The sequence below is a fragment of the Peptoniphilus harei genome (assembly GCF_016726485.1).
Lineage (GTDB): Bacteria > Bacillota > Clostridia > Tissierellales > Peptoniphilaceae > Peptoniphilus_A > Peptoniphilus_A harei.
Window position 1 is genome coordinate 179,697 of sequence record NZ_CP068103.1, and the last position, 23,352, is coordinate 203,048.

Below are 23,352 nucleotides of genomic sequence, written 5' to 3' on the forward strand. Positions count from 1 at the left end.
CAGTTTTTTTATTTTCAAAAAGTATTTTATATATTTACTGTGATATAATAAAAAAAGTAACTTTTAATCGAAAGGACAATGAGATGAAAGATTTTTTGACAAGACCTGCTTGGATAGAGATAGATCTTGATAAATTTGAAAATAATATGAAAATAATAAAAGACAAGGTTGGAGAAAAAACTGAAATTATGAGCGTGGTAAAAAGCGACGCTTATAGGTTGGGTGCTCTCCCACTTTCACAAGTTTCCCTTAACCTTGGGATAAATTATTACGCAGTGGCAACTCTTTCTGAAGCACTTAGTTTAAGAAGGAGATTTGATGGAGTTAATATTTTCATTTTAGGCTACACTCCTCGCCACCTTTACGAAGAAGCAATTAAAAATCAAATTACCTTAAATATTTACTCCTTAGCTGACGCAAAAGTCTTAAATGATCTTGCAGAAGATTTAAAAGAAGAAGCTAAGATACATATTGCCTTTGACTCAGGCATGTCAAGAATTGGTTTTACTCCCTGTGATGAAGCAAAAGAAGAAATAAAAGAAATTTTCAAACTTGAAAATATAAATGTTGAGGGGATTTTTTCCCATTTTGCAGCCTGTGAAAGTGACCCAGAATTTACTGAAAGACAATTTAGAATCTTCACTTCATTTATTGATGAATTAAATAATCTAGGATGTACTTTTAAGTATAGGCATATTGCAAATTCTCTTTCAGTTCTCTTTCACGATGAGTACGACCTGGATATGGTAAGACCTGGTATAATTCAATTTGGATACACTGACAGTGACCACCTTCCAGAGGAGTTTGGTTTAGAAGAAATTATATCTTTAAAGGCTCAAATTTCTTCAATAAGAGAAGTGAAAAAAGGAGAATCTGTAGGTTACGAAAGATTTCATATTTGCGAAAAAGACACAAAAGTTGTGACCCTTCCCCTTGGATATGCAGATGCCTTCCCAAGAATTCTCTCTGAAAAAATTGAAGTTTTGATCAATGGGAAAAGATGTAAACAAATTGGTCTCATCTGCATGGACCAAATGATGGTCGATGCCACAGGTATTGACTGCAAAATTGGCGACGATGTTGTCTTAATTGGAAGACAGGGCCATGAAGAGATAAAGGTTCGTGACATCTGTATCCACTCTGGTGATTGTGAAACATCCTTCATAACCCACTTCAACAGGAGACTTCCAAAATACTATTACAAAAATAAAGAACTTGTCCACGTGAGCAAGATGGACTAATAAGGCTATGGTTACATAGCCTTTTTTATTTGTAAGTTAACATAAAAAAAGAGAGCTCTTGGCTCTCTAAATCTTTAAATTCTTAAATTTTATTCTTCGATTACTTCTTCTGCTTCAACTTCAATAACTTCAGCCTTGTTTTCTTCTTGGTCAAGTTGTTCCTTCACAGAATAGTATTCTTTAAATACTACATCTTCAAGTTCTTTTCTCGCTTCAGCGCTAATAGGATGGGCAATGTCTCTGTATTCTCCATTAGGGAGTCTTCTGCTTGGCATTGCTAAAAATAATGATTCTTTTCCTTCTATTATTTTTATGTCGTGAAGCACAAATTCATTATCAAAGGTTACAGATACTATCGCTTTAAGTTTTCCCTCAGTTGGCAATTTACGTAGTCTTACATCAGTTATGTTCATAGAAGTATCATCCTCTCTTTCTTTATCACATTATAACACAATCAAGCTATATATTGAATATGTTAGTTAAATATTTTCCCTAAATTTACTTAAAAGAAGACTTAAAAAATTTTCTCACTTTAGAAAATATGTTATAATTATAAAGAATTGGAGGAAGTAAATTGTTTGAAATTAATATAGATAAAAGTGATTATAAGAATATATTTTTTATAGGAATTGGTGGCATCTCCATGTCTGCTCTCGCAGAGTTGATGTTATCTAAGGGCTACAATATTTATGGAAGCGACAGGAGCCCTTCTATTAATACTGAAAAGTTAGAAAAAAATGGTGCCAAGGTTTACTACGAACACAAAAAAGAACACATCAATGGCATGGACCTTGTGGTTTTTACTGATGCAATTTCCTTTGACAACGAAGAATACACAGAAGCTGTTAAACAAAAAATAGATCTTGTTGACCGAGCAAGCTTCCTAGGCGCAGTTATGAAGAACTATGAGAAATCTATCGCTGTTTCAGGAACTCATGGCAAAACTTCTACTACATCAATGCTTACAGAAATTATTAAGGACCTAAAAGTTAATCCAACAATTATGCTTGGTGGCCAACTAAAGGATATTGATGGAAATATAAAAATCGGAGATAAGAATTTATTTTTAACAGAGGCCTGCGAGTACAAGGCAAATATCCTAAAATATTTCCCTACAACAGAAATTATTTTAAATATTGATGAGGATCACCTAGATTACTTTGATAATATAGAACACATAATAAGAACTTTTAAAGGTTATGTTGATAATCTAACAGAAAGTGATTATGTAATCTTAAATATTGATGATGAAAATGTGAAGACCCTCTTGCCAATTGAAAATTGCAATGTCTTTACATTTGGAATACAAAATCATGCAGACCTTATGGCAAAAAATATTGAATTCAATAAGGAAGGCTTCCCAACTTATGACCTTTACCTGAAAGGCGAAAAGATTGCCCACGTTGAACTCTCAGTTCTTGGTAGACACAATATTTTAAATTCCCTTGCTGCTATTAGTGCTGCCTATATAAATGGAATATCCATTGAAGACTCTCTTGCTGGTTTAAAATCTTATAGAGGCGTTGAGAGAAGGCTTGAGGAAAAGGGATTTTATAAAGGTGCAAAGGTCATGGACGACTATGCCCACCACCCAACTGAAATAAAATCGTCTATTCATGCAATTAAAAATGCTTGTAAGGGCAAACTTTACACAGTTTTCCAACCTCATACCTTTACAAGGACTAAACTCCTGCTTGATGCTTTTGCAAATTCTTTTGATGAATCTGATGTAATTATAATCACAGATATTTATGCAGCACGTGAGAAGGACTATGGTGACATCCACTCAAAGACCTTGAAAAATGCCATTGCCGACCACAGAGACAATGCCTTTTACATTTCTGGTTTCGAAGACATAGTGAAGTTTGTTAAAGAAAATATCTCTAAGGACGATATCTTCGTTACTATGGGAGCTGGTGACGTCTATAAAATTGGCGAAATGCTCTTAAATGAAGAAGATAATAAATAAAATTAGGAACTCGTAGGAGTTCCTTTTTTATTGCTCTTATAATATTTTCCATAAAAAAATCTCCCCTAAAGGAGATCTTTTAATTTAACAAGTTTTTGTTGTTGTCATTTGTATTTGAAGAATTATTATTTGTTTCTAAGTTATTATTAGAAAGCTCATTATTTTTATTATTTTCATTAGACTTATTGTTTAAATTCTTGTTATTCTTTGAATTAATATCCTCATTAATAGAATTATTCACTTCAGTCTTTTCATTAAGCTCTTTATTATCTAATTCTTTTTTATCTTCAAAGTAAGAAATTTCAATTTCACGACTTTCGTGGATATAATTTACATTCATTTCTAAGTTTTCTGCAATAAATCTTATTGGAACATAAGTCCTGTCCCCTTTAATTATTGCAGCTTGGTCAATAGCAATATCTTTTCCATCAACTTTTATTGTCTTTGAGTCGATTGGAAGAAGAAGTTCTCTTCCATGGCTATTTACTGTCACCACTCTCTTATCTCCATCCCACTGAACGTCGCCGCCAATAGCTTCAACTATAAATCTAAGTGGAACAAGAGTCCTTGAGTTAGAAATAAATGGCTTTGCATCCATTTTTTTCTTTTCTCCATTAACTGTGTAGTTTACATCATTTATCTTCATCTTTATAAGTCTTGTGTTTTCATCATAAAGTGGAAGACTTGCAATTTTATCTCCAAATTTAAGAGTAATCTTTGGATTTTTTCCGTAATCATTAATTTTTATATTAAAATTATTTGGATTTACTTCAGCATTTAAATCTTCAAAGTTTAGCTTTAAAACTCTTGGAGAAATTTTTATTTTTCTTCCCTTGTATTCACCTGTTGCCTCAACCTTGATCTCGCTTCCTCTTTTTATAATATTGTTTTTTGTTGAAAGCTTTAAGTTTGTATAACTTGATGGGTCAGCAACACTAATTTCTTTATTAAAGCCATCGCCCTTGTCAGCCTTAAGATTCACCACAAACTTGCCAGGAGTCATTGGAAGATAAGTTTGACCATTTAGGATATTTGCCCCGTTTGATGATTCTGTAAGTGTGTAAGTCCTTGACTTAGTATCAATAGGATTTAAAAACTCATCCCAAGCTGCTTTTAGCTTTAGGTTTAATTGTTCACCAACAATTGTGTCTACATCACTTTCAAATTTTCCATCAGCAATGAGACCAGTGTTCTTACTTGTGTTGTAAACGCCAAGTCCATTGACAACTCTTCTTTCAGCCCCATTTCTCTCAGGGTTTGTCGCCCTAGTCCTCTTTAGGTCTCCAAGATTTCTAACAGCCATGGCAGTGGAGCCACCACCGTCAAGATTCATAGCCTTGTCTACTCCAAGGTCTAACATAAATTGTGCAAGTTCACTAATTGTAAGTCCAGATGATCTTTTTGTCCTGCCTTCAGCAGTTACAATATAAACTGTCTTACCATCTCGGCTAATTCCAACAGCAGTTCTTGCTCTTACACCGTCAATAGATTTTATGTCCTTTGTATATTTTTTTATTGCTCCATTTTCAACTAGAAGGGCATGACCGCCAATCATCATCTTCCAATTTCTGTTAGGCTCAATATTTGTTCTTACTGTAAGCTTATCTCCAACTTTAACATTATCTTGCATAAACTTTTCTGCATTTTCGGAGAATTGTAAAATCTTCTTTCCCTTAGGCACAGCCATATCTAAATTCTTCCTATAAGAAATTTGTTCTACGACATCATTTTCTGATAAAAGTAATTCCCCAGTAGTCTTATCTCCCCTAGTCTTTGAAGTCCAGAAAGAGTCATACATTTGAATTTTAGATTGGTGAGAATATTCTTTAGATGGTTGGTACCAATAAATAGTCTTGTTCAGTCCATCTATTGGAAAAGACTTGCCATTAGGCGCCGTTACACTTCCAGCGAACTTTGTAAGATCAATAAAGGCCTTGTTGTTGCTATCAATCCCAAAGGACCAAAGGTCTGTTAAGACTGCTGGAGATGATTTTATTTCCCCATTGATAATAGATGGTCCCAGTGGAGCTCCTTGAAGTTTCATTGTGAAGAAGTCACCATTTACAAGGGCAACTGCATTAGTCCTGTTGGCCATTTGTGAAACAGTGGCCTTATTTGTATAAGTACCTCCACCTGCAACAGTGTTGATCTTTACATGGGGATTGTTTAAATCTACTTTTATTACATTTGTCTCTGCATTTCTCTTACCTCTCTTAACTTTGTATTTGTATCTTACTACTCCTGGAGCAATTGGCTCTTGAAAGAGTAGTTGGTTTTCTGCAAACACATTTGAAGTTATAAAAAGTAAAAATAAAATCAATGCAATACTAATTTTTTTCTTATTCATTTTATCTACCTCACTTAATTAAAAATTATAAATCATACTTTCTTCATTCTCAAAGAATACGTGGATTTGTAACAAAAACTTAATTATGAATTATAAAAGACCTAGAGAAGGAATCATCCTCACTAGGTCTTTATTTAAACTAAATATACAATAAAAAATATCCTGTCGCCCAGGATATTCTTTAATTTATTTATTTAATATTTCGTCAAAAGTTTTTGTGAATTCTTTTATATCATCTAAGCTTGTATCACCCATATGACCAACCCTAAAAGTCTTGCCAGCAAGTTTTCCATATCCATTGGAAATTAAGAATCCCTTGTTCATAAATTCGTGACTTAAAATATCAAATTTTAAATCCTTAGTATTCTTAACACAAGTTATTGTTGGAGAAAGATGGTCCTTGTTACCAAAGATTTCAAAGTTTTCATCTGCCCACTTTTTAAAATATTGGGACATCTCTTCATGTCTTTTAAATCTATTTTCAAGTCCTTCTTCATTAATAATATAGTTAAGTTGATACTCTGCAGCAACCATATTAGAAATTGCTGGAGTTGATGGATATTGGTAATCGTGTTCTTTAACATAATTATACAAAAGAAGTAAGTCTAAGTAGTGACCTCTGTTTTCAACAGTCTTTGCCTTTTCAACAGCTTTCTCAGAAAAAGATGCAAAGCTAAGTCCTGGTACTAGTGAAAGACACTTTTGTGAAGATGTAATAGCAATATCAATTCCATATTTATCTTGATCAATTGGAGCTCCACCAGCAGAACTTACTGTATCAAGTGCCCAAACAATATTTGGATACTTGTCAATAACTGGCTTAAGTCCAGCTAGATCATTTAAGATACCAGATGAAGTTTCATTGTGAGTGATTCCTACAAAATCATAATCTTTTTCCTTCAAAGCTTCTTCTAGTTTATTAGGATCAGTTACTTCTCCGTCTTCTGCTCTCAAAATATCTGTCTCTATTCCATTTTCAAGTCCAAGTCTTTGCCAAAGGTCCCCAAAAGTTCCTATAGAACATATAAGAGCCCTCTTCTTAGTGCAAGACCTAATAGCACCTTCCATAAGTCCAGTGCCTGATGATGTTGAAACAAGGATTTCTTCCTTTGTTCCAAATATCTTTTGCATATTTATTGAAATTGATTTTTGAACTTCTGATGCTTCCTTAGTTCTATGTCCAATAACAGGTTTTTCAAATTGTTTTAAAACTTCGCTGCGAACAGACACAGGACCGGGTAAAAATAATTTCATTTTTGTTCCCCCTTTTATTACTAACAAATAATAATACAAATCAATTTTACCGTCAAATAAAAATATTTGTAGGCTTGTATATAATATTTTTGTTTTCTACTATCTTAGATTATATTTATACCTCTAAAGTGAAGATCTCAATCATAAGCTTCTTGTGATAATTTAAATTATAAATTTTTGCCAAATAAAAAACTCTGCCCTAAGACAGAGTTTAAAAATTAATTTTTATTTTAGCTTTGCAAAAATCATCTTACCTGCAGAAGTTTGAAGGGCTGATGTAACAACTACATTTACCTTTTCTCCAATTAGGTCCTTACCATTTTCAACAACGATCATAGTGCCGTCGTCAAGATAAGCAAGACCTTGCTTGTGCTCCTTGCCCTCTCTCACAATTAAAATCTCCATTTCTTCTCCAGGAAGGTAAAGGGGCTTAACAGCATTGGCAAGCTCATTAATATTCAAAACATCTAAGTTTTGCACCCTAGCCACCTTGTTTAAATTAAAATCATTAGTAACAATTTTTCCATTTAATTCTGTGGCAAGTTTTAAAAGCTTTGAATCTACTTCAGGAATTTCTTCTATTTTTCCATTGTAAATTATAACTTCTACATTTTTTAATTCTTGGATTTCTGCAACAGTATCTAGCCCTCTCCTGCCACGATTTCTCTTTAATCCATCAGCAGAATCGGCTATATGTTGTAATTCTTCTAGTACAAAAACGGGAACAACAAGAGGGCCTTCAATAAATCCAGCCTTTGCTATGTCTAGTATCCTTCCATCAATAATGACAGAAGTATCTAAGACTTTTGGAATGCCTGTGTATTCTTTTACTACATCCTTTGGCTTAACATTTCTCTTTGCAGCCAAAGATGTAAGATCCCTAACTTTTTCTGATATAGTGTCCTTGTTTGACATTCCAATAGTAAGACCTAAATAACCAAGCATACCATAGAGTAAAATAGAAATTACTGAACCCACATAGGGAATTGGTATCTTGTAAATAGGTTGCGAAATTAAGAATGCTATTATAAGACCTAATATTAGGCCTACGGCACCAAGTATTACTTCTGTAAAAGATTTTGTTTGGATTTGTCTTTCCCAAATAACTAATAAATCTTCCAAGGCTTTAAAAACCCTTGGAGAAAGTATAAAAAATATAAGTGCAAATAAAAATACAATAACCACAGAAACACCTGTGATAATTTTTTGACTTCCAATACCTCTTACAAAATCAATATCTGATAAAACAGATACAATAAAAATACCTACTAATGCGCCGATTACAGTAAATAGAAACTTAAATATTTTGGACACAATTCTTCGGTTTTTGCTAATAAAAATCCCTCCTTATCCAAAAATGGCATCGTCAATTAACTTTGTCACTTCTTCAACATTTTTTTCAAAGACAAGAACCATTTCTGATACAATAATTTGCTTTGCTTCAGTCAATATTTTTCTCTCGCCCGTTGATAAAGATTTCTCCCTATCTAGATTTTCAAGAGATCTAACAACATCAGCAATTTCAGTTAAGTCACCAGATTTTATCTTGTCAAGATTGAACCTGTACCTCCTATTCCAGTTTTTAGGCATAGAAATTTCCACTTTGGATTTCAAAGTTTCTAAAACTTTTTCCATGGTTTTATTGTCAGAAATATCTCTAACACCAATTTCTTCCGCATTTTTAACAGGCACCATTACCTTAAGATCATTTATAGGTAACCTCATTATGTAATACTTGTGGACATTACCAAGGATTTCTCTCTCTTCTATTCCAACAATTTCGCCTGCACCGTGCATAGGATATACAATCTTATCACCAATTTTAAACATTACTTACCTCCTCTTGTCCCTTATTCTAGTATAACAGAGGTTTTTATAAAAGTAAACGTAATACTATATCATAATCTTTTGAATTATGCAAAGATTTTTTGGTGATTTTTTTATTTTTTATAATTATAATTTTTCTTTGTGAAATATATAGATGGTCATTGTGAAATCTATTTGAAGTAATTTAAAATCTTTTTAAGTTTATTAAAATTTTATAAATAAACTTCGCTAAATAATTTTTTACGAGTTAATTAATTTTTAATAAGTTATAAATATTTACAAGTTTATAAATTTTAATCACTTATCAATATAATACAACTTTGTATTTAATTTTGACTTACAAATAAAATTTAACTTTTCCTTTGTTTACTACTTTGTATTTATTTCTTATTACTCAATAAAAAAAGCATAAAAAAATCCCCTGATAAATCAGGGGAAAATAATTTATATTTTATCTCTTGTTAGTTCTTCTCCAGATATTCATTTTTTCTGCTTCCTTGATTAGGTCATCCCTAAATTCTGGTGCAGCTATGTTAATGATACCTTCTGCTCTTTGCCAAGTTGATTGGCCCTTGCAGTTGAACTTACCATATTCAGTTACAAGCCAGTGAGTGTTAGGTCTTGCAGCTGTAATAGCTGAGAATGTTTCAAAGTTTGGAACAATTCTTGATTCTTCTTTTCCTGTCTTCTTGTTCATAAATTTAGAAGATAGACAGATGAAGGATTTACCACCCTTAGATAGGTAAGCACCTAGTACGAAGTCAAGTTGTCCACCTGCTCCAGAAATATGTTTAATTCCTGAAGATTCAGAACTTACTTGGCCAAACAAGTCAACGTTTACTGCGTTGTTAATAGAAACAAAGTTATCAAGTTGTGCAATTACTCTTGCATCGTTAGTATAAGATGTTGGTGCTGCCATACATGCTGAGTTACCATCAATGTAGTCATACATTTCTTGAGAACCAGCTGCAAATCCATAAGCTTGTCTAAATCTGTCGATGTTTTTCTTAGCTCCAGTAAGTTTACCCTTCTTAGCCATTTCAACAAATCCATCAACATACATTTCTGTGTGAACTCCAAGGTCCTTTAAATCAGAATCAGCAATTAGAGATCCAACAGCGTTTGGCATTCCACCAATACCTAGTTGAAGTGTAGCTCCATTAGGAATTTCTTCTACAATTAATTCTGCAACTTTTTTATCAACTTCACCAAAAGATCCCTTAGGAAGTGCTGCAATGTCAGGATTATCTCCTTCTATAATGTAGTCAACATCCTTGATGTTAATTTCGTGTTCAAATCCACCAAGTCCTCTTGGCATCTTTTCGTTAATTTCTATTACAACCTTGTCTGCTGTTTCAATAACAGCCATTAGGTGAGAGGCACTAAGTCCAAAGTTAAAGTTACCGTGTTTATCCATTGGAGGTGTAACAATAACTGCTACGTCTACTTTACAGTTTTCTCTGTACCATCTAGGTAGTTCAGAATATCTTAATGGAATATAAAATCCACCTAGAGTTGTGTTAATTCTCTTTCTGTCTGGTCCACCAGCGTGCCAAGAATTCCATACAACTTTTTCACCTTCTGGATCCTTTTTAAATACTTCTGGTTCCCAAAGAAGTACTCCACCTCTTAAATAAATTTCATTTAATTCATCAAGTCTTTCAGCAAGAGCCTTATCAAAAGCAACTGGTGTACTAACACCCCATGCGTAGTCAACCCACATATTGTCTTTTACTAGGCCAGCAGCTTCTTTAGCCGTAATTAACTTGTCCTTATAATCCTTAGAATAGTCCATATTTCCTCCTTAAATATAAATTATAAATAATCCCTTAATAGCTTGTGAGACCTTATAAAATTAATGTAATCTAAAAATTCATCCATTACTTCTTTATATTTTTCTTCACTTGTCTCTACAAGTATTTTATTTTTACCCCTTAGGTCAAATATATATGCAGCTTTCACTTTAACTTTATATAGCTTTTCATAGATTGCCGAATAAAGTATTAATTGTTTTTCATAAGTCTTCTTTAACTCCTCTTCATCGAGGGTACTAGTTTTGAAATCAACAATAAAATATTCGCCATTTATTTTTATGACTTGGTCAATGTAACCCTTTACAAGGAATCCTTCTAAGTCGTAGTAAAATAAAAGCTCTTTATCTATTATAACCTTTTCTTCCATTTCTAGATAGTTCAAAGCTAGTTTTCTTGAAATATTTAATTTTTCTTCTGTCAAACCTTCTTCATAATATGTGAAAATTTCTTTTAAGTCTTCATCAATATTTTTATCTTCTAGTAAGCTTTGGTCTCCACCATACTTATAGGCGAAGAAGTGAATAATATTTCCCAGAGTCTTGGGGTCCATAGCTTGACCCTTTCCTTGACCCATGGTGTAGTTATCAATGCCCAAGAAATATTTGTAATAAAAATCCTTCTTGCTTCTGTCGAAATTAATGAAGTCTGTGACTGTATAATACTCCCTAATCCTATTGTCAAACTTTAGGTCTAGATTAAGAGGTAAATAATTCTTTTCTTCTTCTTTTACTTCTAAGTTTGAAAATTCATATTCTTTTAGGCCTGAAAGATCTCCCAGAAGTAAAAAATAAGATCCAGCTCTTGCCTTTTCTAAATTACCAAATAAAATTAATTCCTTTTTTGCCCTAGTCATTGCGACATATAGGACCCTAATTTCTTCTTCCTCATCAATTGTCCTTAACTTATTAGATATCTCCCTATAGGAATAATTTGAAAGTTTAGAATTAATTCCAAGCCCCAAGTCCTTGTCCACAAGAATTCTATTTGTCTTTCCATATTTTTTTCCCTTATCCATGTGGGATATTATCAGCCCATCAAACTCAAGACCCTTAGACTTGTGAATTGTTAAGAGATTAATCCCATCTTCAAGGTCTTCAAAGGTCATGGAAGAAATTTGTCTTTCAAAAGACCTGTAGTCCTTGGAATTATTTTCCACAAAATCTCTTGCTAGATCCTTAAAATTATAAATATATTCCCAATCAATTTCCCTTAAAGTTCCAAGACCATAAAAATAATTCATTATCTCTTCAATTACTTCATCAAGCATGAGGTAAGATGATTTTTCTCTTGTGTCTTTTATAAAGTTTAAAAATTCTTTTATATTTTTATCTGTGGACTTGTAAGCTAATAGGTCCTCTGAATTATCAATTCCTTGGTTTAAAATCTCAATTAGATCTTTGAAATCAAAATCCAAGAGATTGGAGTTAAAAAGAGACAAAAAATTTAAAAAGTCTTTTGGACTATAAATTGCAGATAAAATATTTTTAATAAGCCTCAAGACTTCAATCTCGTCAAGCCTTCTCTCACCCTTGTTAAATTTTATCTCGCCTTGGGATAAAATTTTTCCAATTTCATCTATTTGAGCATTGGATCTTGAAAGGATGGCAATGTCTTTTGCATCATATTTTTTTAATAAGTCCTTAACTAAATCAAGGAGCTCAGCATATTCAGGGGTGTTGTAGAGATAAACTCCTCCCCCATAATTGTTGAAGGATTCCATCTCGTCATAGGGCTCAATTAAGTCCTTAAATTTTTCATTTACAAAGTGGATAATCTCTTCATCAGACCTATAGTTCTTGTTCATTAAAAGGGTCTCTCCCCTTTTTTCAATGTCTTCTGAAAAAGAAAAGTAAGATGATAGGTCTGTCCCCCTGAAGGCATAGATGGACTGCTTGGGGTCACCAACTATAAATATGTTGGAAGAAGAAAAGACGCGTATAATGTCATTTTGGATCTCGTTTGTATCTTGGTATTCATCAACTAATATGTAGGAATACTTTTCTATCAATTCACTTTTTACAATTGGATTTTTTAAAAGTATATGACAGTAAAAAATTATATCGTCATAATCTAGGCCCCTAATTTCTTCTTTAGATTCTTTATAAATTCTGTCTATTGACTTTAAAATTTTTATAATAATTTCGTAGTAAGCTTTGTTATTATCTTCTAAACCTTTTTTTAACTCTTGAATGAGATCTTTTATCTCTAGAATTTTATCATTTTCTTTTTTTGAACTACCAAGATTTTCTTCTATTTCACTTAAAACTTCGCCATCAAAGGACACAAGGTCTCTTAAATTTTCAATATTAGAATCATAAAATCCCTTAAACTTCTTTCCACTAACTTGCCTATATTCATCTAAAAGATTAATTAAGTCTTGGAAGGTCTTTTCTGATGTATCAAAGTTCAAAGATTTCTTTAAAATATCATCAAAATCTAAATTATTATTTTTAAAATCTCCATAAAGATTTATAAAATTATTTACTTCTTCAAAGGGTGATGTTTTAAAATCTAATAGGTAATCCTTAAATTTTTCATCTTCAATCTCATTTAAACTTTCCTTAACGGCTTCTTCCAAAAGATAAGCAGACTCTCCATCATCAAGAATCTTAAATTTTGGATTTATGCCTAAAATATAAGAATAGGATTCCACTATCTCGAGAGCAAAGGAGTGGATAGTCATTATGTTAAGGTCCTTATCTTCATAATCTATCCTATTTAAAACAAGGTCTTTTGAAATCCTAGCTCGCATTTCTTCTGCAGCTTTTTTAGTAAAAGTTATAGCAAGAACTCTTAGGGGTTTGACTTTATTTTTTACAATATTAATAAACCTATTGGTGAGAACCCTGGTCTTACCAGTACCGGCTCCCGCCATTAGGTTTACATCTTTGTCTAGAGTTGTGACAGCTTTTTTTTGAACTTCACTTAGTTCCATAAAAACACCTTTTATTACTTAGTGAAAAGTGCACTAGCTAGCTTCAAAATAAATTCATTTTCAACCTTATAATAAATCTCTGTTCCATTTCTTCTTGATATTAAAACACCAGCCCTCCTAAGCTTGCCTAGGTGAGACGAAACAGTTGGTTGTGGAATATGAAATTTTTCTTGTAGTGATCCCACATTAGAAGGACCATTATCGATTAAACTCTTTATAATCTTTAGCCTAATTGGATGGGCCATGACCTTTAAAACCTCAGCAGTATTCTCAAGGTTGTCATTTTTGGTTTTCATTTTTTGCCTCCAAGCATATATTTATTTTTCTTTATTGGTAATTACTTTACTATAGTTAGATTATGTAATTTTTATGAATTTGTCAATAGTTTTTGTATAAATATAAATTATGAAAATATTTCCATTAGCTTAAAATACAATTCTAACATTGTACTTTTTTACAAAAAAAATAAGGCCCATGACCTTATTTTAAAAATTTATATATTTAATGATTTTTTTAGATTTTCAATTTGAACAGTGACTGCTTCTTCAGCTGGTCCTCCATAAACTTTTCTATTTTTTAAAGAATTTTCAATTTCTATAAAGTTATAAAGATCTTCTTCAAAAATCTTGTTAAAATTCTTATATTTTTCAAGAGAAATTTCTTCTAATTTTAAATTTTCTTCTATAGCATAATTCACGATTTTACCAACTAAGTCATAGGCTTCTCTAAAGGCAAGTCCCTTTAGGACCAAATAGTCTGCTAAGTCTGTGGCATTTAAGAATCCTTTTTCTGCTGAATCTCTCATCTTATCCTTGTTTAGTTCGAGGCTTTCAATAATTCCCTTCATAATTTTTAATGAAGAAGAAGTCGTCTTTACTGAGTCAAATAAGGCTTCCTTATCTTCTTGAAAGTCCTTATTGTAGGCTAATGGCGTTCCCTTTAAAATTGTAAAAACTGTTATTAAATCTCCAAAAGTCCTTCCACTCTTTCCCCTTATTAATTCTGCCATATCGGGATTTTTCTTTTGAGGCATTATAGATGACCCTGTAGAAAATTTGCCAGAAAACTTAATATAATCATATTCACTAGATGAAAAATAAATTAATTCTTCGCAGAGTCTTGATAGGTGGGTCATAATAAGAGAGTTGTTAAATAAAATCTCAAGAACATAGTCCCTATCTGAAACTGAATCCATGGAGTTCTCTGTGGGCTTTTTAAATCCCAAGATTTCACTAGTCATAAACCTATCTATGTCGAAACTTGTTGTGGTAAGGGCACAAGATCCTAAGGGATTCTCATCTATTCTAAGAAGACTATTGTTTAACCTCTCAATATCTCTTTTAAACATCTGACCATAGGCAAGGATATAATGAGCAAAGCTAGTAACTTGTGCATGTTGCATGTGGGTAAAGCCTGGCATTATTGTGTTTTTGTTTTCCTCAGCAAGTGAAATGATTGCTTTTATAAGATTTTTTAAATCCTTATTAATTTCAGCTAAAACTTTCTTAGAATATAACTTAAGGTCTAGGGCACACTGGTCATTTCTAGATCTTGCAGTGTGAAGCTTCTTACCCACACTGCCCACTCTTTTTGTCAGTTCATTTTCCACAAAAGAATGAATATCTTCTTCCTTTAAATCTATTTCAAGTTTTTTAGACTTTATTTCTTCTAAAATATTTTTTAGTTCACTAGCTATAATTTCAAAGTCTTCTTGGCCAATTATTCCTTTTTTACTCAACATCTCAACATGAGCAAGTGAACCAGTGATGTCTTCTTCGAATAAAATTTTATCAAAATCTATTGACTTATTAAATTCATGAGTAAATTCTTCCAGTCCTTCTAAATGAGATCCCCATAAATACATATTAAACTCCTTTATTGATCTTAGCTTCAACTAGGCTTGCTAGTGAATAGAGGTTTATAAATCCATCTGCATCCTTGTGAGAGAATAAATCTTCTGCCCCATCGCCAAAGGAAGCTAAGTCTTCGCTATAAAGTGATTTGTCTGCTTCTACTCCTGCTGGTATAATATTTCCCTTGTAAAGTTTTAATTTCACCTTACCTGTAACATTTTTTGTGATTTCATTTCCAAAAGCCAAAAGTCCCTTGATAGAATTTGAATACCACTTTCCATCATAAACTAAATCGGCAAACTTTATAGAAAGATAGTCTTTTAAGTGGGCTGAGTCCTTATCAAGAGTAATAGATTCAAGAATTTCTAGAGCCTTATAAAGGATAGCTCCACCTGGATTTTCATAAACTCCACGACTCTTCATGCCAACTAGACGATTTTCTACAATGTCATCAATTCCAATTCCATTTTCTCCACCAATTTTATTTAAGTAATTTAAAATTTCTGCAGGTGTCATTTCCTTGCCATTTATTTTTTTTTGCTTCGGCAGCTTCAAATTCAATTTCCACATCGCAAACTTCATCCTTTGCCTTCATTGGAGATACAGACAGTTCTAAAATTTTGTCGTAGTCTGGGAAGTTTTTTGGATTTTCAAGGTCTAAGCCTTCGTGAGACAAGTGCATAATATTTAAATCCTTTGAATAGTTTGTCTCCCTTGATATTTTAAGTGGAATATTGTGGGCTTCTGCATAGTCAATTTCTTCTTCACGAGATTTTATGTCCCAAATTCTCCAAGGTGCAATTATTGGCATATCTGGAGCAAAATGTTTAATCCCCATTTCAAAACGAATTTGATCATTTCCCTTTCCTGTACAGCCGTGGCAAATTGCATCGCAATTTTCTTTTTCTGCAATTTCAACTAGGGACTTTGCTATAAGAGGTCTTGCTGTTGCAGTTCCCAAGAGATAATTTTTTTCATACTTTGCACCCATTTTTATAGTTGGAAATACAAAATCTTTTACATATTCTTCTACAAGATCAACTATATAAATCTTCGAAGCTCCTGTTTTAATAGCCTTCTCTTCTAGGCCTTCAAGTTCTTTTTCTTGACCAACATTTCCCACTACTGCAATAACCTCACAATTATAATTTTCCTTTAACCAAGGAATAATAATTGACGTATCAAGGCCACCTGAATATGCTAGAGCAATTTTTTTATAATTAGTTTTTTTCATTTTTATCCTCCAAATTAAATCTTTAATATTACAACAGCTAACTTTGAGACTCAAAAAAAGTATAAAAAAATCGCCCCTATCAAGGGACGAAGAACGTGGTACCACCCAAATTTGTATATTTCTATACCTCAAAAACTATAACGCATAACCGGGCAAATCTAAATATCGAGATGCCAGTTCCAAGCTCCTATTTCAAATTATCCTCCCTATTTTCTCCCAGCAAACGAAAACTCTCTTTAAGTCTTGGATAATTTTACTTCGCTTTTCAAAACTTTTGATTTGTTTGATATCCTAGCAAGATAATTTTTGTTTGTCAAGCATATTTTTAAAAAAATTTTGTAATTTATCAAGTTAAAATAATTCTATCTATTAAATGCAAAGAAAAATTAATTTTAAAATTTTTTGAATTTTATATCTCTCAAAATATTTTTTAATTTTTTTATAAAAACTATTGACAAAAATAATTTATCGTAGTAGAGTGTTCAGAAATCAATGAAGTGGACAAAAAGTATTTTCAGAAACTTTTTAGAGAGCAAGGTTAGGTGAAAGCTTGCAAGTGAAAGGAATATAATAGAACCACTGAGATTCTGTAAGGAAATTAGTATTTACAGAGGTTAACTGCCTTAAAGTTTTGAGATATCCAAAAGATAATTAGAGTGGTACCGCGGACTTCGCCTCTTTCATAGAGGCGATTTTTTTATTATGGAGGGAAAATTATGAAAAAAATATTAAGTATATCAAGTCTTATTTTACTAGTATTAATATTCGGCCTTGTAATATTTTTTACTAAGTCCAAGGACATTTCTAATTCAAGATTAGATGAAATAAAAAAATCAGGAAAAATCGTCATGGGTTGCAATGCAAACTACCCACCTTTCGAATTTCACAAAAATATAGATGACAAAGACGAAATCCTTGGCCTTGATGTTTTTATTGGAAAGGAAATAGCAAAAGACCTTGGTGTTGAACTAGAAATTTCAGACATGGAATTTTCATCAGTTCTTGCAAGTCTAGATACAGGTGTTATTGATCTAGCTATCTCTGGAGTTTCAAAGACTCCTGAAAGAGAAAAGTCCATGGCCTTTTCAGATGTTTACTATGAACCTAAAAATTATTTATTAGTCAACAAAGAAAATCTTGGCAAGTACACTAAAGAAGATGATGTAAAAGACCTCACTATTGGAGTTCAAACTGCAACTAGCCAAGAAGATATTGGAAAAAATTTGGGCATTAAAAAGTTAGTGTCCTTACCTAAGACACCAGACCTAGTTGCCCAACTTGACAAGGGTCTTATTGATGGGATTATCGTAGAAAAATGTGTTGGCGATAATTATGAGCTTTCCAATGAAAATTTAAAAATTGAAGATTCTTTTTACTTTAAAGCTGAACTTCAAGGGACAGCCATTGGACTAAATAAAAATGACACAGAACTTTTAGACCAAGTTAATAAAACTCTAAAGAGATTAAAAGTTGAAGGTAAACTAGATGAATATTATCAAGAAGCCTTAGATTTATCTACAAAGTAGGTGGACCATGGAAAATATTTATAAAATCGAAAATAAAAAACTTTCTAAAAATAATATAATTAATGGTCTAGTTATTTTTGGATTTTTAATATTTATCTTAATCTTTGGAAAATTATTAATGGAGTTCTTTGGATCTAGCTTGGAAATTTTAAAAAATTATTCATCTTACTATCTAAAAGGACTTTTGGTTACAATTTCACTTTCATTAATTTCTGTAATCCTGGGCTCCATCTTTGGACTCTTCTTATACCTTATGAAGTCATCAGAAATAAAAAGTTTAAAGGTTTTTGCCTCTTGCTATCTTGAACTTGTCAGAGGAACTCCAATGCTGACTCAGGTATTTTTTATATTCTTTGGTCTAGCAAGTATTGTAGACTTTAAAAGCTTTGGACTTTCTATTTCTTCTTTTGCATATATAACAGGAGTTATTGCAGTGAGTTTGAACTCTGCCGCCTACGTTGCAGAAATTATAAGATCAGGTATCAATGCCATTGACAAGGGGCAAATGGAAGCTGCCAAATCTCTTGGTATGAAAAAATCTCTTGCCATGGAAGAAGTTATACTTCCCCAAGCTACAAAAAATATTTTGCCAGCCTTGGCAAATGAATTTATAGCAGTCATTAAGGAAACATCTATTATTTCAACAATTGGTGTGACTGATATTATGTATAATGTCAACCTTGTTAGGGGATCATCTTATAAGGCTCTTGAACCTCTAATACTTGGGTCGCTTCTTTATTTCGCCATTACCTTTACTTTGACCAGATTATTAAAATTTATGGAGGGAAAATATGATAAAAATTCATAATTTACAAAAATCCTTTGGAGACAAAAAAGTCCTCAAGGGGATTGATCTTACTATAGAAGATTTCACAGTAACATCCATTATTGGCGCCAGTGGTTCTGGCAAGTCCACCCTACTTAGGTCCATTAATCTCTTGGAAAAAAGTAATGGCGGAGAAATTTATCTCGATGAATATGAAATTACTGGCGAAAATCCAAACCTAGAAAAAATAAGACAAGAAATTGGCATGGTATTTCAAAATTTTAACCTCTTCCCCAATAAAAGTGTTCTAGAAAATATTACTCTTGCACCAATAAAGGTTAGGGGTGAAGATAAAAAAAAGTGCAGAAGAAAATGCCATAAGCCTTTTAAAGGCCATGGGACTTGAAGACAAAAAAGATTTTTATCCGGACTCCCTTTCTGGCGGTCAAAAACAGAGGGTTGCAATTGCTAGAGCCCTTGCAAATAAACCCAAGTATCTCTTATTTGATGAGCCAACATCAGCCCTTGACCCAGAAATGGTAAAGGAGGTTTTAAACGTTATAAAATCCTTAAAGGACAAGCTGACAATGGTAATTGTCACTCATGAAATGGGGTTTGCAAAGGAAATATCTGATAATATAGTCTTTATGAAGGATGGATTAGTTGAAGACTATGGCAGCCCTCAGCATATTTTTAAAGATACAAATAATTTAAACACAAAAAAATTCTTAGAAGCCGTCTTGTAAAAATTAAAATAAATAATTTGTGCATTAAAATAAGGCCCTGGTTTCCCAGAGCCTTTATTTTTTACATTTTTTCTATATTTATTTTTATGTCGTGACCATTTAGGTTTTCAACTTCTGCATCATTGTCTTCATTAACAACTTCAAGAGCAAGAGTTTCTGACTTAATAAATTCCTTGTCAGCTTCAATAGCTTTTTCAACTTCATCGTCAGACTTATAAGAAATTTTTATGTTGTCAAGAATGTCTAGGTCTTTTTTCTTTCTAAGTTGTTGGATCTTTGATACAAATTCTCTTACATAACCTTCATTTAAAAGTTCTTCGTTAAGTTCTGTATCTAAGATTATAAAGAGGTTATTTTCCATTATTACGTCGAAGCCTTCTTTTGCAGAAATCTTAACTTCAACATAATCTCTTTCAATTTCTGTTTCTTCTCCACCAAGTTCAAGACTTACTTTTCCTTCTTCAAGTTTTCCAAGTAATTCTTTTGCATCAGCTTCTCTTAAAACTTTGCCAAATTCTTTAACCTTTGAACCTAAAATACTTCCACAAACTCTGAAGTTTGGTTTAAGTTCAAATTCCATAAATTCTGAAAGGTCTTCTTCGAATTGAACTTCTTTTACATTAAGCTCTTCTTTAATAAGTTCAGTTAAGTCGCCAATGATTTCCTTATACTTTCCGTCGATGATTACCTTAGAAAGTGGTTGTCTAACCTTGATCTTAGCTTCTTCTCTTGATGCTCTTCCTAGAGTTACAAGATCTCTTACAAGGTCCATTTTTTCTTCAACCTTGTCGTTAATCATGTTTTCATCATAAGTTGGATAGTCAGCTAAGTGAACTGATTCTTCATCTGTAAGTGACTTAAATAATTCTTCTGCTAGGAATGGAACCATAGGTGCAATTAACTTCGTAACGCCGAGTAGGACTTCATAAGTTGTCTTGTATACTGCAACCTTAGTGTTGTCCTTGTCAGTCTTCCAGAATCTTCTTCTATTTCTTCTGATATACCAGTTGGAAATATCTTCTATTACGAAGTCTTGGATTTCTCTTACAACTTTTGTAAGTTCGAATGCATCCATATCTTCTCTTACAATTTTAACAAGTCTATTGTACTTAGACAATAACCACTTGTCGATTTCTTCAAGGTCGTCATAAGAAACTTTTACTTCTCTTGGGTCAATCTTATCTGTATTTGCATATAGACTGAAGAAGTTGTAAGTGTTTCTTAAAGATCTAAAGAATTTTGATTCAATTTCACGAAGTCCATCTTCATCGAATTTTGTTGGAGTCCATGGTGGAGATACATAAAGTAGGTACCACCTAACAACGTCAGCACCATACTTGTCAAAGAGCTCAAAAGGTGCAACTGTGTTGCCACGTGATTTTGACATCTTCTTGCCTTCCTTATCAAGGATAAGGTCGTTAACAAGTACATTCTTATAAGGACTCTTGCCTGTCATGTAAGTTGATATTGCAATAAGAGAGTAGAACCAACCTCTTGTTTGGTCTATCCCTTCACAAATAAAGTCTGATGGGAAAAGTTCATCAAAGTTGTCCTTGTTTTCAAATGGATAGTGCCATTGAGCAAAAGGCATAGCACCAGAGTCGAACCAAACGTCAATTACGTCTGCTTCTCTTGTCATTGGTTTTCCACACTTAGGACACTTAAGGTGGATGTCATCAACATAAGGTCTATGAAGTTCAACATCTTCTGCCACATCTTCTATGGCCTTATTTCTCAAATCTTCAATTGAGCCAACAGATTCTGTGTGACCACATTCACATCTCCAAATTGGAAGTGGAGTACCCCAATATCTTGATCTGGAGATTGCCCAGTCATTTAAGTTTTCTAGCCAGTTGCCAAATCTCTTTTCTCCAACAAAGTCTGGGAACCAGTTAACTCCATTGTTGTTTTCAATTAGTTTATCCTTGAACTTAGTTACTTCTATATACCATGATGGGTGAGCGTAGTAAATAAGTGGAGTGTGACATCTCCAGCAGTGTGGATAGTTGTGAAGCATCTTTTGTTTTGAGAACATAAGATTATTGTCAATTAAATAGTGAAGAACATCGTGGTCAGCATCAATTACAAATTGACCCTTCCAAGGTGTGTCTGTAAACTTACCATCTTCATCAACTGGTTTTAGCATTGGTAGGTCATATCCCCTTGCAGTTTGGTAGTCATCTTCACCAAAGGCAGGAGCAATGTGAACTATACCAGTACCATCATCAGTTGTTACATAATCAGCACAGATTACAAAGAAGGCCTTCTTGTCAACTTCTAGGAATTTAAGAAGTTGTTCATATTCTATATACTCAAGGTCCTTGCCAAGCATCTCTTCTAAGACTTCATATTCATCATCTTTAAATACTTGCTTTGCAAGTGACTTAGCTACATAGTAAATATTTCCGTCAGAGTGCTTAACTTTTATATATTCAACCTTAGGGTTGACAGCAAGGGCAACGTTAGATGGAAGTGTCCATGGAGTAGTTGTCCATGCCAAGAAGTATTCATTATCCTTGTCTTTTAATTTAAATTTACAAGTTGCTGTTGTGGTTTTGATTTCTTCATAACCTTGAGCAACTTCGTGAGATGCAAGTCCAGTACCACATCTTGCACAATAAGGAACTATTTTGTGACCTTCATAAATTAGGCCGTCCTTAAACATCTTATCAAGTATGTGCCAAACTGATTCAATATAATCATTTTCAAGAGTTATATAAGGATGGTCTAGGTCAGTTAAGTATCCCATTCTTCTTGTAAGCTTTCTCCATTCCTTTTCATATTCGAAAACAGATTCTCTACATTTTTTATTAAAGGCTTCAACACCATAGGACTCAATGTCTTGCTTGTTGTGAAGTCCTAATCTTTTTTCAACTTCAATTTCTACTGGAAGACCATGTGTATCCCAACCAGCTTTTCTCTTAACTTGGTAACCAAGCATTGTATGGTATCTACAAGTCAAGTCTTTAAGAGTTCTTGCCATGACATGGTGGATGCCTGGCTTACCATTTGCTGTTGGAGGTCCCTCATATAAGATATAATTTTCTCCGTCTTTTCTTGTTTCAACAGATTTGTGTAGAAGATCTATTTCGTCCCAAAATTTTGAGACATTTTCTTCTCTAACACTTACACTGTCTTTAGATAATTCTTTAAATACTTTCATCTAAAACTCCTTTTCTTCCTTTTTTTATAAAAAATTTTGTATAAAAAAAGCCCCTTCTCAAAAGAGAAGGGACGAACTAACCGCGGTACCACCCTAATTATAGGAAACTATCACTTAATATTATAACGCAAAATAGCGCAAGAGCTTTTGACTCTTGGGCTCCGAGGTGATATGTAAAATTTCGAAAGGCAGTTTTGCACCAACCAACTGTTCTCTTACTTTCTAGAAGTTACCGTCCTCATCAAAGCCTATATGAAATTGTCAATTGTTTGACTTTTAAACATTTTAATTATTTCTGATTGCATACCAGCAAGTGCCACATGGAATTTACAGTGTCTTGTATCTCCTTCAGGGTGCTTGCTGCAGAAAGATTCTTCTTCTTGTAGACACCTATTGATTACAATAGGGCCATCTACAGCTATAAGTATATCATATAAAGTGATTTCTTCCTTGGGTTTATTTAAAAAATATCCGCCCTTAGATCCCCTCTTCGCATCTGTAATACCAGCTAAGTTTAATTTTCTAAGGATTCTAAGTGTAAATCTTTTTGTAACACCTTCGCTCTCAGCAATTTGTGGTGCTCCAATTACCTTTCCCTCGTTCTTAGCAAGATAACTTACAATACGAAATGCATAGTCTGTTTCTTGTGTTATTCTCATATTATCACCTATTTACGA

Annotated in this window: 17 protein-coding genes, 1 pseudogene and 3 other annotated features; of the genes and pseudogenes, 5 read left to right on the plus strand and 13 right to left on the minus strand. The window is 32.9% G+C overall.

What is annotated here, in order from left to right; genetic code table 11:
* The first annotated feature begins 83 nt into the window (after positions 1–83).
* Positions 84–1,241 carry an alanine racemase gene (gene alr, locus I6I93_RS00780; RefSeq protein WP_112890368.1) on the plus strand — a complete coding sequence of 386 codons (1,158 nt, stop codon included), beginning with the start codon at positions 84–86 and terminating at the stop codon, positions 1,239–1,241.
* Positions 1,242–1,330: 89 nt separating this feature from the next.
* Here alr and spoVG read toward each other — a convergent pair whose 3' ends face one another.
* On the minus strand, positions 1,331–1,654 hold the full coding sequence (spoVG, locus tag I6I93_RS00785; protein WP_112890369.1) for a septation regulator SpoVG: 324 nt from the start codon (positions 1,652–1,654) through the stop codon (positions 1,331–1,333).
* Between the two features lie 161 nt (positions 1,655–1,815).
* On the opposite strand from spoVG, the gene murC reads away from it, so the two are divergent.
* On the plus strand, positions 1,816–3,210 hold the full coding sequence (gene murC, locus I6I93_RS00790; RefSeq protein WP_112890370.1) for a UDP-N-acetylmuramate--L-alanine ligase: 1,395 nt from the start codon (positions 1,816–1,818) through the stop codon (positions 3,208–3,210).
* A 79-nt stretch (positions 3,211–3,289) separates the two neighbouring features.
* Here murC and I6I93_RS00795 read toward each other — a convergent pair whose 3' ends face one another.
* From I6I93_RS00795 to I6I93_RS09355, 10 genes are all read right to left on the minus strand, one after another.
* Entirely contained in the window at positions 3,290–5,557 is a 2,268-nt protein-coding gene (locus I6I93_RS00795) for a stalk domain-containing protein (protein ID WP_112890371.1), read from the minus strand.
* Between the two features lie 186 nt (positions 5,558–5,743).
* On the minus strand, positions 5,744–6,811 hold the full coding sequence (locus I6I93_RS00800) for a pyridoxal-phosphate-dependent aminotransferase family protein (protein ID WP_112890372.1): 1,068 nt from the start codon (positions 6,809–6,811) through the stop codon (positions 5,744–5,746).
* A 225-nt stretch (positions 6,812–7,036) separates the two neighbouring features.
* Entirely contained in the window at positions 7,037–8,125 is a 1,089-nt protein-coding gene (locus I6I93_RS00805) for a PIN/TRAM domain-containing protein (protein ID WP_070700146.1), read from the minus strand.
* Positions 8,126–8,158: 33 nt separating this feature from the next.
* Positions 8,159–8,641 (minus strand): CarD family transcriptional regulator, encoded by a 483-nt coding sequence (locus I6I93_RS00810; RefSeq protein WP_112890373.1) that lies wholly within the window; start codon positions 8,639–8,641, stop codon positions 8,159–8,161.
* Between the two features lie 448 nt (positions 8,642–9,089).
* On the minus strand, positions 9,090–10,433 hold the full coding sequence (locus I6I93_RS00815; protein WP_112890374.1) for a butyryl-CoA:acetate CoA-transferase: 1,344 nt from the start codon (positions 10,431–10,433) through the stop codon (positions 9,090–9,092).
* Between the two features lie 20 nt (positions 10,434–10,453).
* Positions 10,454–13,387, minus strand: coding sequence for a UvrD-helicase domain-containing protein (locus I6I93_RS00820; RefSeq protein WP_112890375.1), 2,934 nt, complete (start codon positions 13,385–13,387; stop codon positions 10,454–10,456).
* Between the two features lie 14 nt (positions 13,388–13,401).
* A complete protein-coding gene (locus I6I93_RS00825; protein WP_070700142.1) occupies positions 13,402–13,683 on the minus strand; it encodes an ArsR/SmtB family transcription factor in 282 nt (93 codons plus the stop codon).
* Between the two features lie 197 nt (positions 13,684–13,880).
* Entirely contained in the window at positions 13,881–15,251 is a 1,371-nt protein-coding gene (gene argH / locus I6I93_RS00830) for an argininosuccinate lyase (RefSeq protein WP_112890376.1), read from the minus strand.
* 1 nt (position 15,252) lies between these two features.
* Positions 15,253–15,756, minus strand: coding sequence for an adenine nucleotide alpha hydrolase family protein (locus I6I93_RS09350; RefSeq protein ID WP_306344722.1), 504 nt, complete (start codon positions 15,754–15,756; stop codon positions 15,253–15,255).
* Positions 15,722–16,474, minus strand: coding sequence for an argininosuccinate synthase (locus I6I93_RS09355; protein ID WP_306344723.1), 753 nt, complete (start codon positions 16,472–16,474; stop codon positions 15,722–15,724). Before I6I93_RS09355 ends, I6I93_RS09350 begins: the two co-directional genes overlap by 35 nt.
* 79 nt (positions 16,475–16,553) lie before the next feature.
* Positions 16,554–16,752 (minus strand) — a binding site (T-box leader).
* A 205-nt stretch (positions 16,753–16,957) separates the two neighbouring features.
* Positions 16,958–17,156, plus strand: a binding site (T-box leader).
* Positions 17,157–17,190: 34 nt separating this feature from the next.
* On the opposite strand from I6I93_RS09355, the gene I6I93_RS00840 reads away from it, so the two are divergent.
* The 3 genes and pseudogenes from I6I93_RS00840 to I6I93_RS00850 all read left to right on the plus strand — a co-directional run bounded on the left by I6I93_RS00840 (position 17,191) and on the right by I6I93_RS00850 (position 19,512).
* Positions 17,191–18,000, plus strand: coding sequence for a transporter substrate-binding domain-containing protein (locus I6I93_RS00840; RefSeq protein ID WP_112890377.1), 810 nt, complete (start codon positions 17,191–17,193; stop codon positions 17,998–18,000).
* A gap of 7 nt (positions 18,001–18,007) precedes the next feature.
* Complete coding sequence (locus tag I6I93_RS00845) at positions 18,008–18,808, plus strand: amino acid ABC transporter permease (protein WP_112890378.1); 801 nt, start codon at positions 18,008–18,010, stop codon at positions 18,806–18,808.
* Positions 18,792–19,512 (plus strand): annotated as a pseudogene (locus I6I93_RS00850) (amino acid ABC transporter ATP-binding protein). The gene I6I93_RS00845 and the pseudogene I6I93_RS00850 overlap by 17 nt, the downstream one beginning before the upstream one ends.
* 61 nt (positions 19,513–19,573) lie before the next feature.
* On the opposite strand, the gene ileS reads toward I6I93_RS00850, so the two are convergent.
* On the minus strand, positions 19,574–22,675 hold the full coding sequence (ileS, locus tag I6I93_RS00855; RefSeq protein WP_112890379.1) for an isoleucine--tRNA ligase: 3,102 nt from the start codon (positions 22,673–22,675) through the stop codon (positions 19,574–19,576).
* A 64-nt stretch (positions 22,676–22,739) separates the two neighbouring features.
* Positions 22,740–22,929 (minus strand) — a binding site (T-box leader).
* Positions 22,924–23,334 carry an RrF2 family transcriptional regulator gene (locus tag I6I93_RS00860; RefSeq protein ID WP_112890380.1) on the minus strand — a complete coding sequence of 137 codons (411 nt, stop codon included), beginning with the start codon at positions 23,332–23,334 and terminating at the stop codon, positions 22,924–22,926. It overlaps the preceding feature by 6 nt.
* Positions 23,335–23,352: the final 18 nt, after the last annotated feature.

Coding starts and splice junctions, on each gene's coding strand:
- ileS (WP_112890379.1), bottom strand. CDS start 22,675: ATGAAAGTATTTAAAGAATTATCTAAAGACAGTGTAAGTGTTAGAGAA.
- argH (WP_112890376.1), bottom strand. CDS start 15,251: ATGTATTTATGGGGATCTCATTTAGAAGGACTGGAAGAATTTACTCAT.
- I6I93_RS00860 (WP_112890380.1), bottom strand. CDS start 23,334: ATGAGAATAACACAAGAAACAGACTATGCATTTCGTATTGTAAGTTAT.
- I6I93_RS00825 (WP_070700142.1), bottom strand. CDS start 13,683: ATGAAAACCAAAAATGACAACCTTGAGAATACTGCTGAGGTTTTAAAG.
- spoVG (WP_112890369.1), bottom strand. CDS start 1,654: ATGAACATAACTGATGTAAGACTACGTAAATTGCCAACTGAGGGAAAA.
- I6I93_RS00810 (WP_112890373.1), bottom strand. CDS start 8,641: ATGTTTAAAATTGGTGATAAGATTGTATATCCTATGCACGGTGCAGGC.
- alr (WP_112890368.1), top strand. CDS start 84: ATGAAAGATTTTTTGACAAGACCTGCTTGGATAGAGATAGATCTTGAT.
- I6I93_RS09350 (WP_306344722.1), bottom strand. CDS start 15,756: ATGACACCTGCAGAAATTTTAAATTACTTAAATAAAATTGGTGGAGAA.
- I6I93_RS00800 (WP_112890372.1), bottom strand. CDS start 6,811: ATGAAATTATTTTTACCCGGTCCTGTGTCTGTTCGCAGCGAAGTTTTA.
- I6I93_RS00815 (WP_112890374.1), bottom strand. CDS start 10,433: ATGGACTATTCTAAGGATTATAAGGACAAGTTAATTACGGCTAAAGAA.
- I6I93_RS00845 (WP_112890378.1), top strand. CDS start 18,008: ATGGAAAATATTTATAAAATCGAAAATAAAAAACTTTCTAAAAATAAT.
- I6I93_RS09355 (WP_306344723.1), bottom strand. CDS start 16,474: ATGAAAAAAACTAATTATAAAAAAATTGCTCTAGCATATTCAGGTGGC.
- I6I93_RS00795 (WP_112890371.1), bottom strand. CDS start 5,557: ATGAATAAGAAAAAAATTAGTATTGCATTGATTTTATTTTTACTTTTT.
- I6I93_RS00840 (WP_112890377.1), top strand. CDS start 17,191: ATGAAAAAAATATTAAGTATATCAAGTCTTATTTTACTAGTATTAATA.
- I6I93_RS00820 (WP_112890375.1), bottom strand. CDS start 13,387: ATGGAACTAAGTGAAGTTCAAAAAAAAGCTGTCACAACTCTAGACAAA.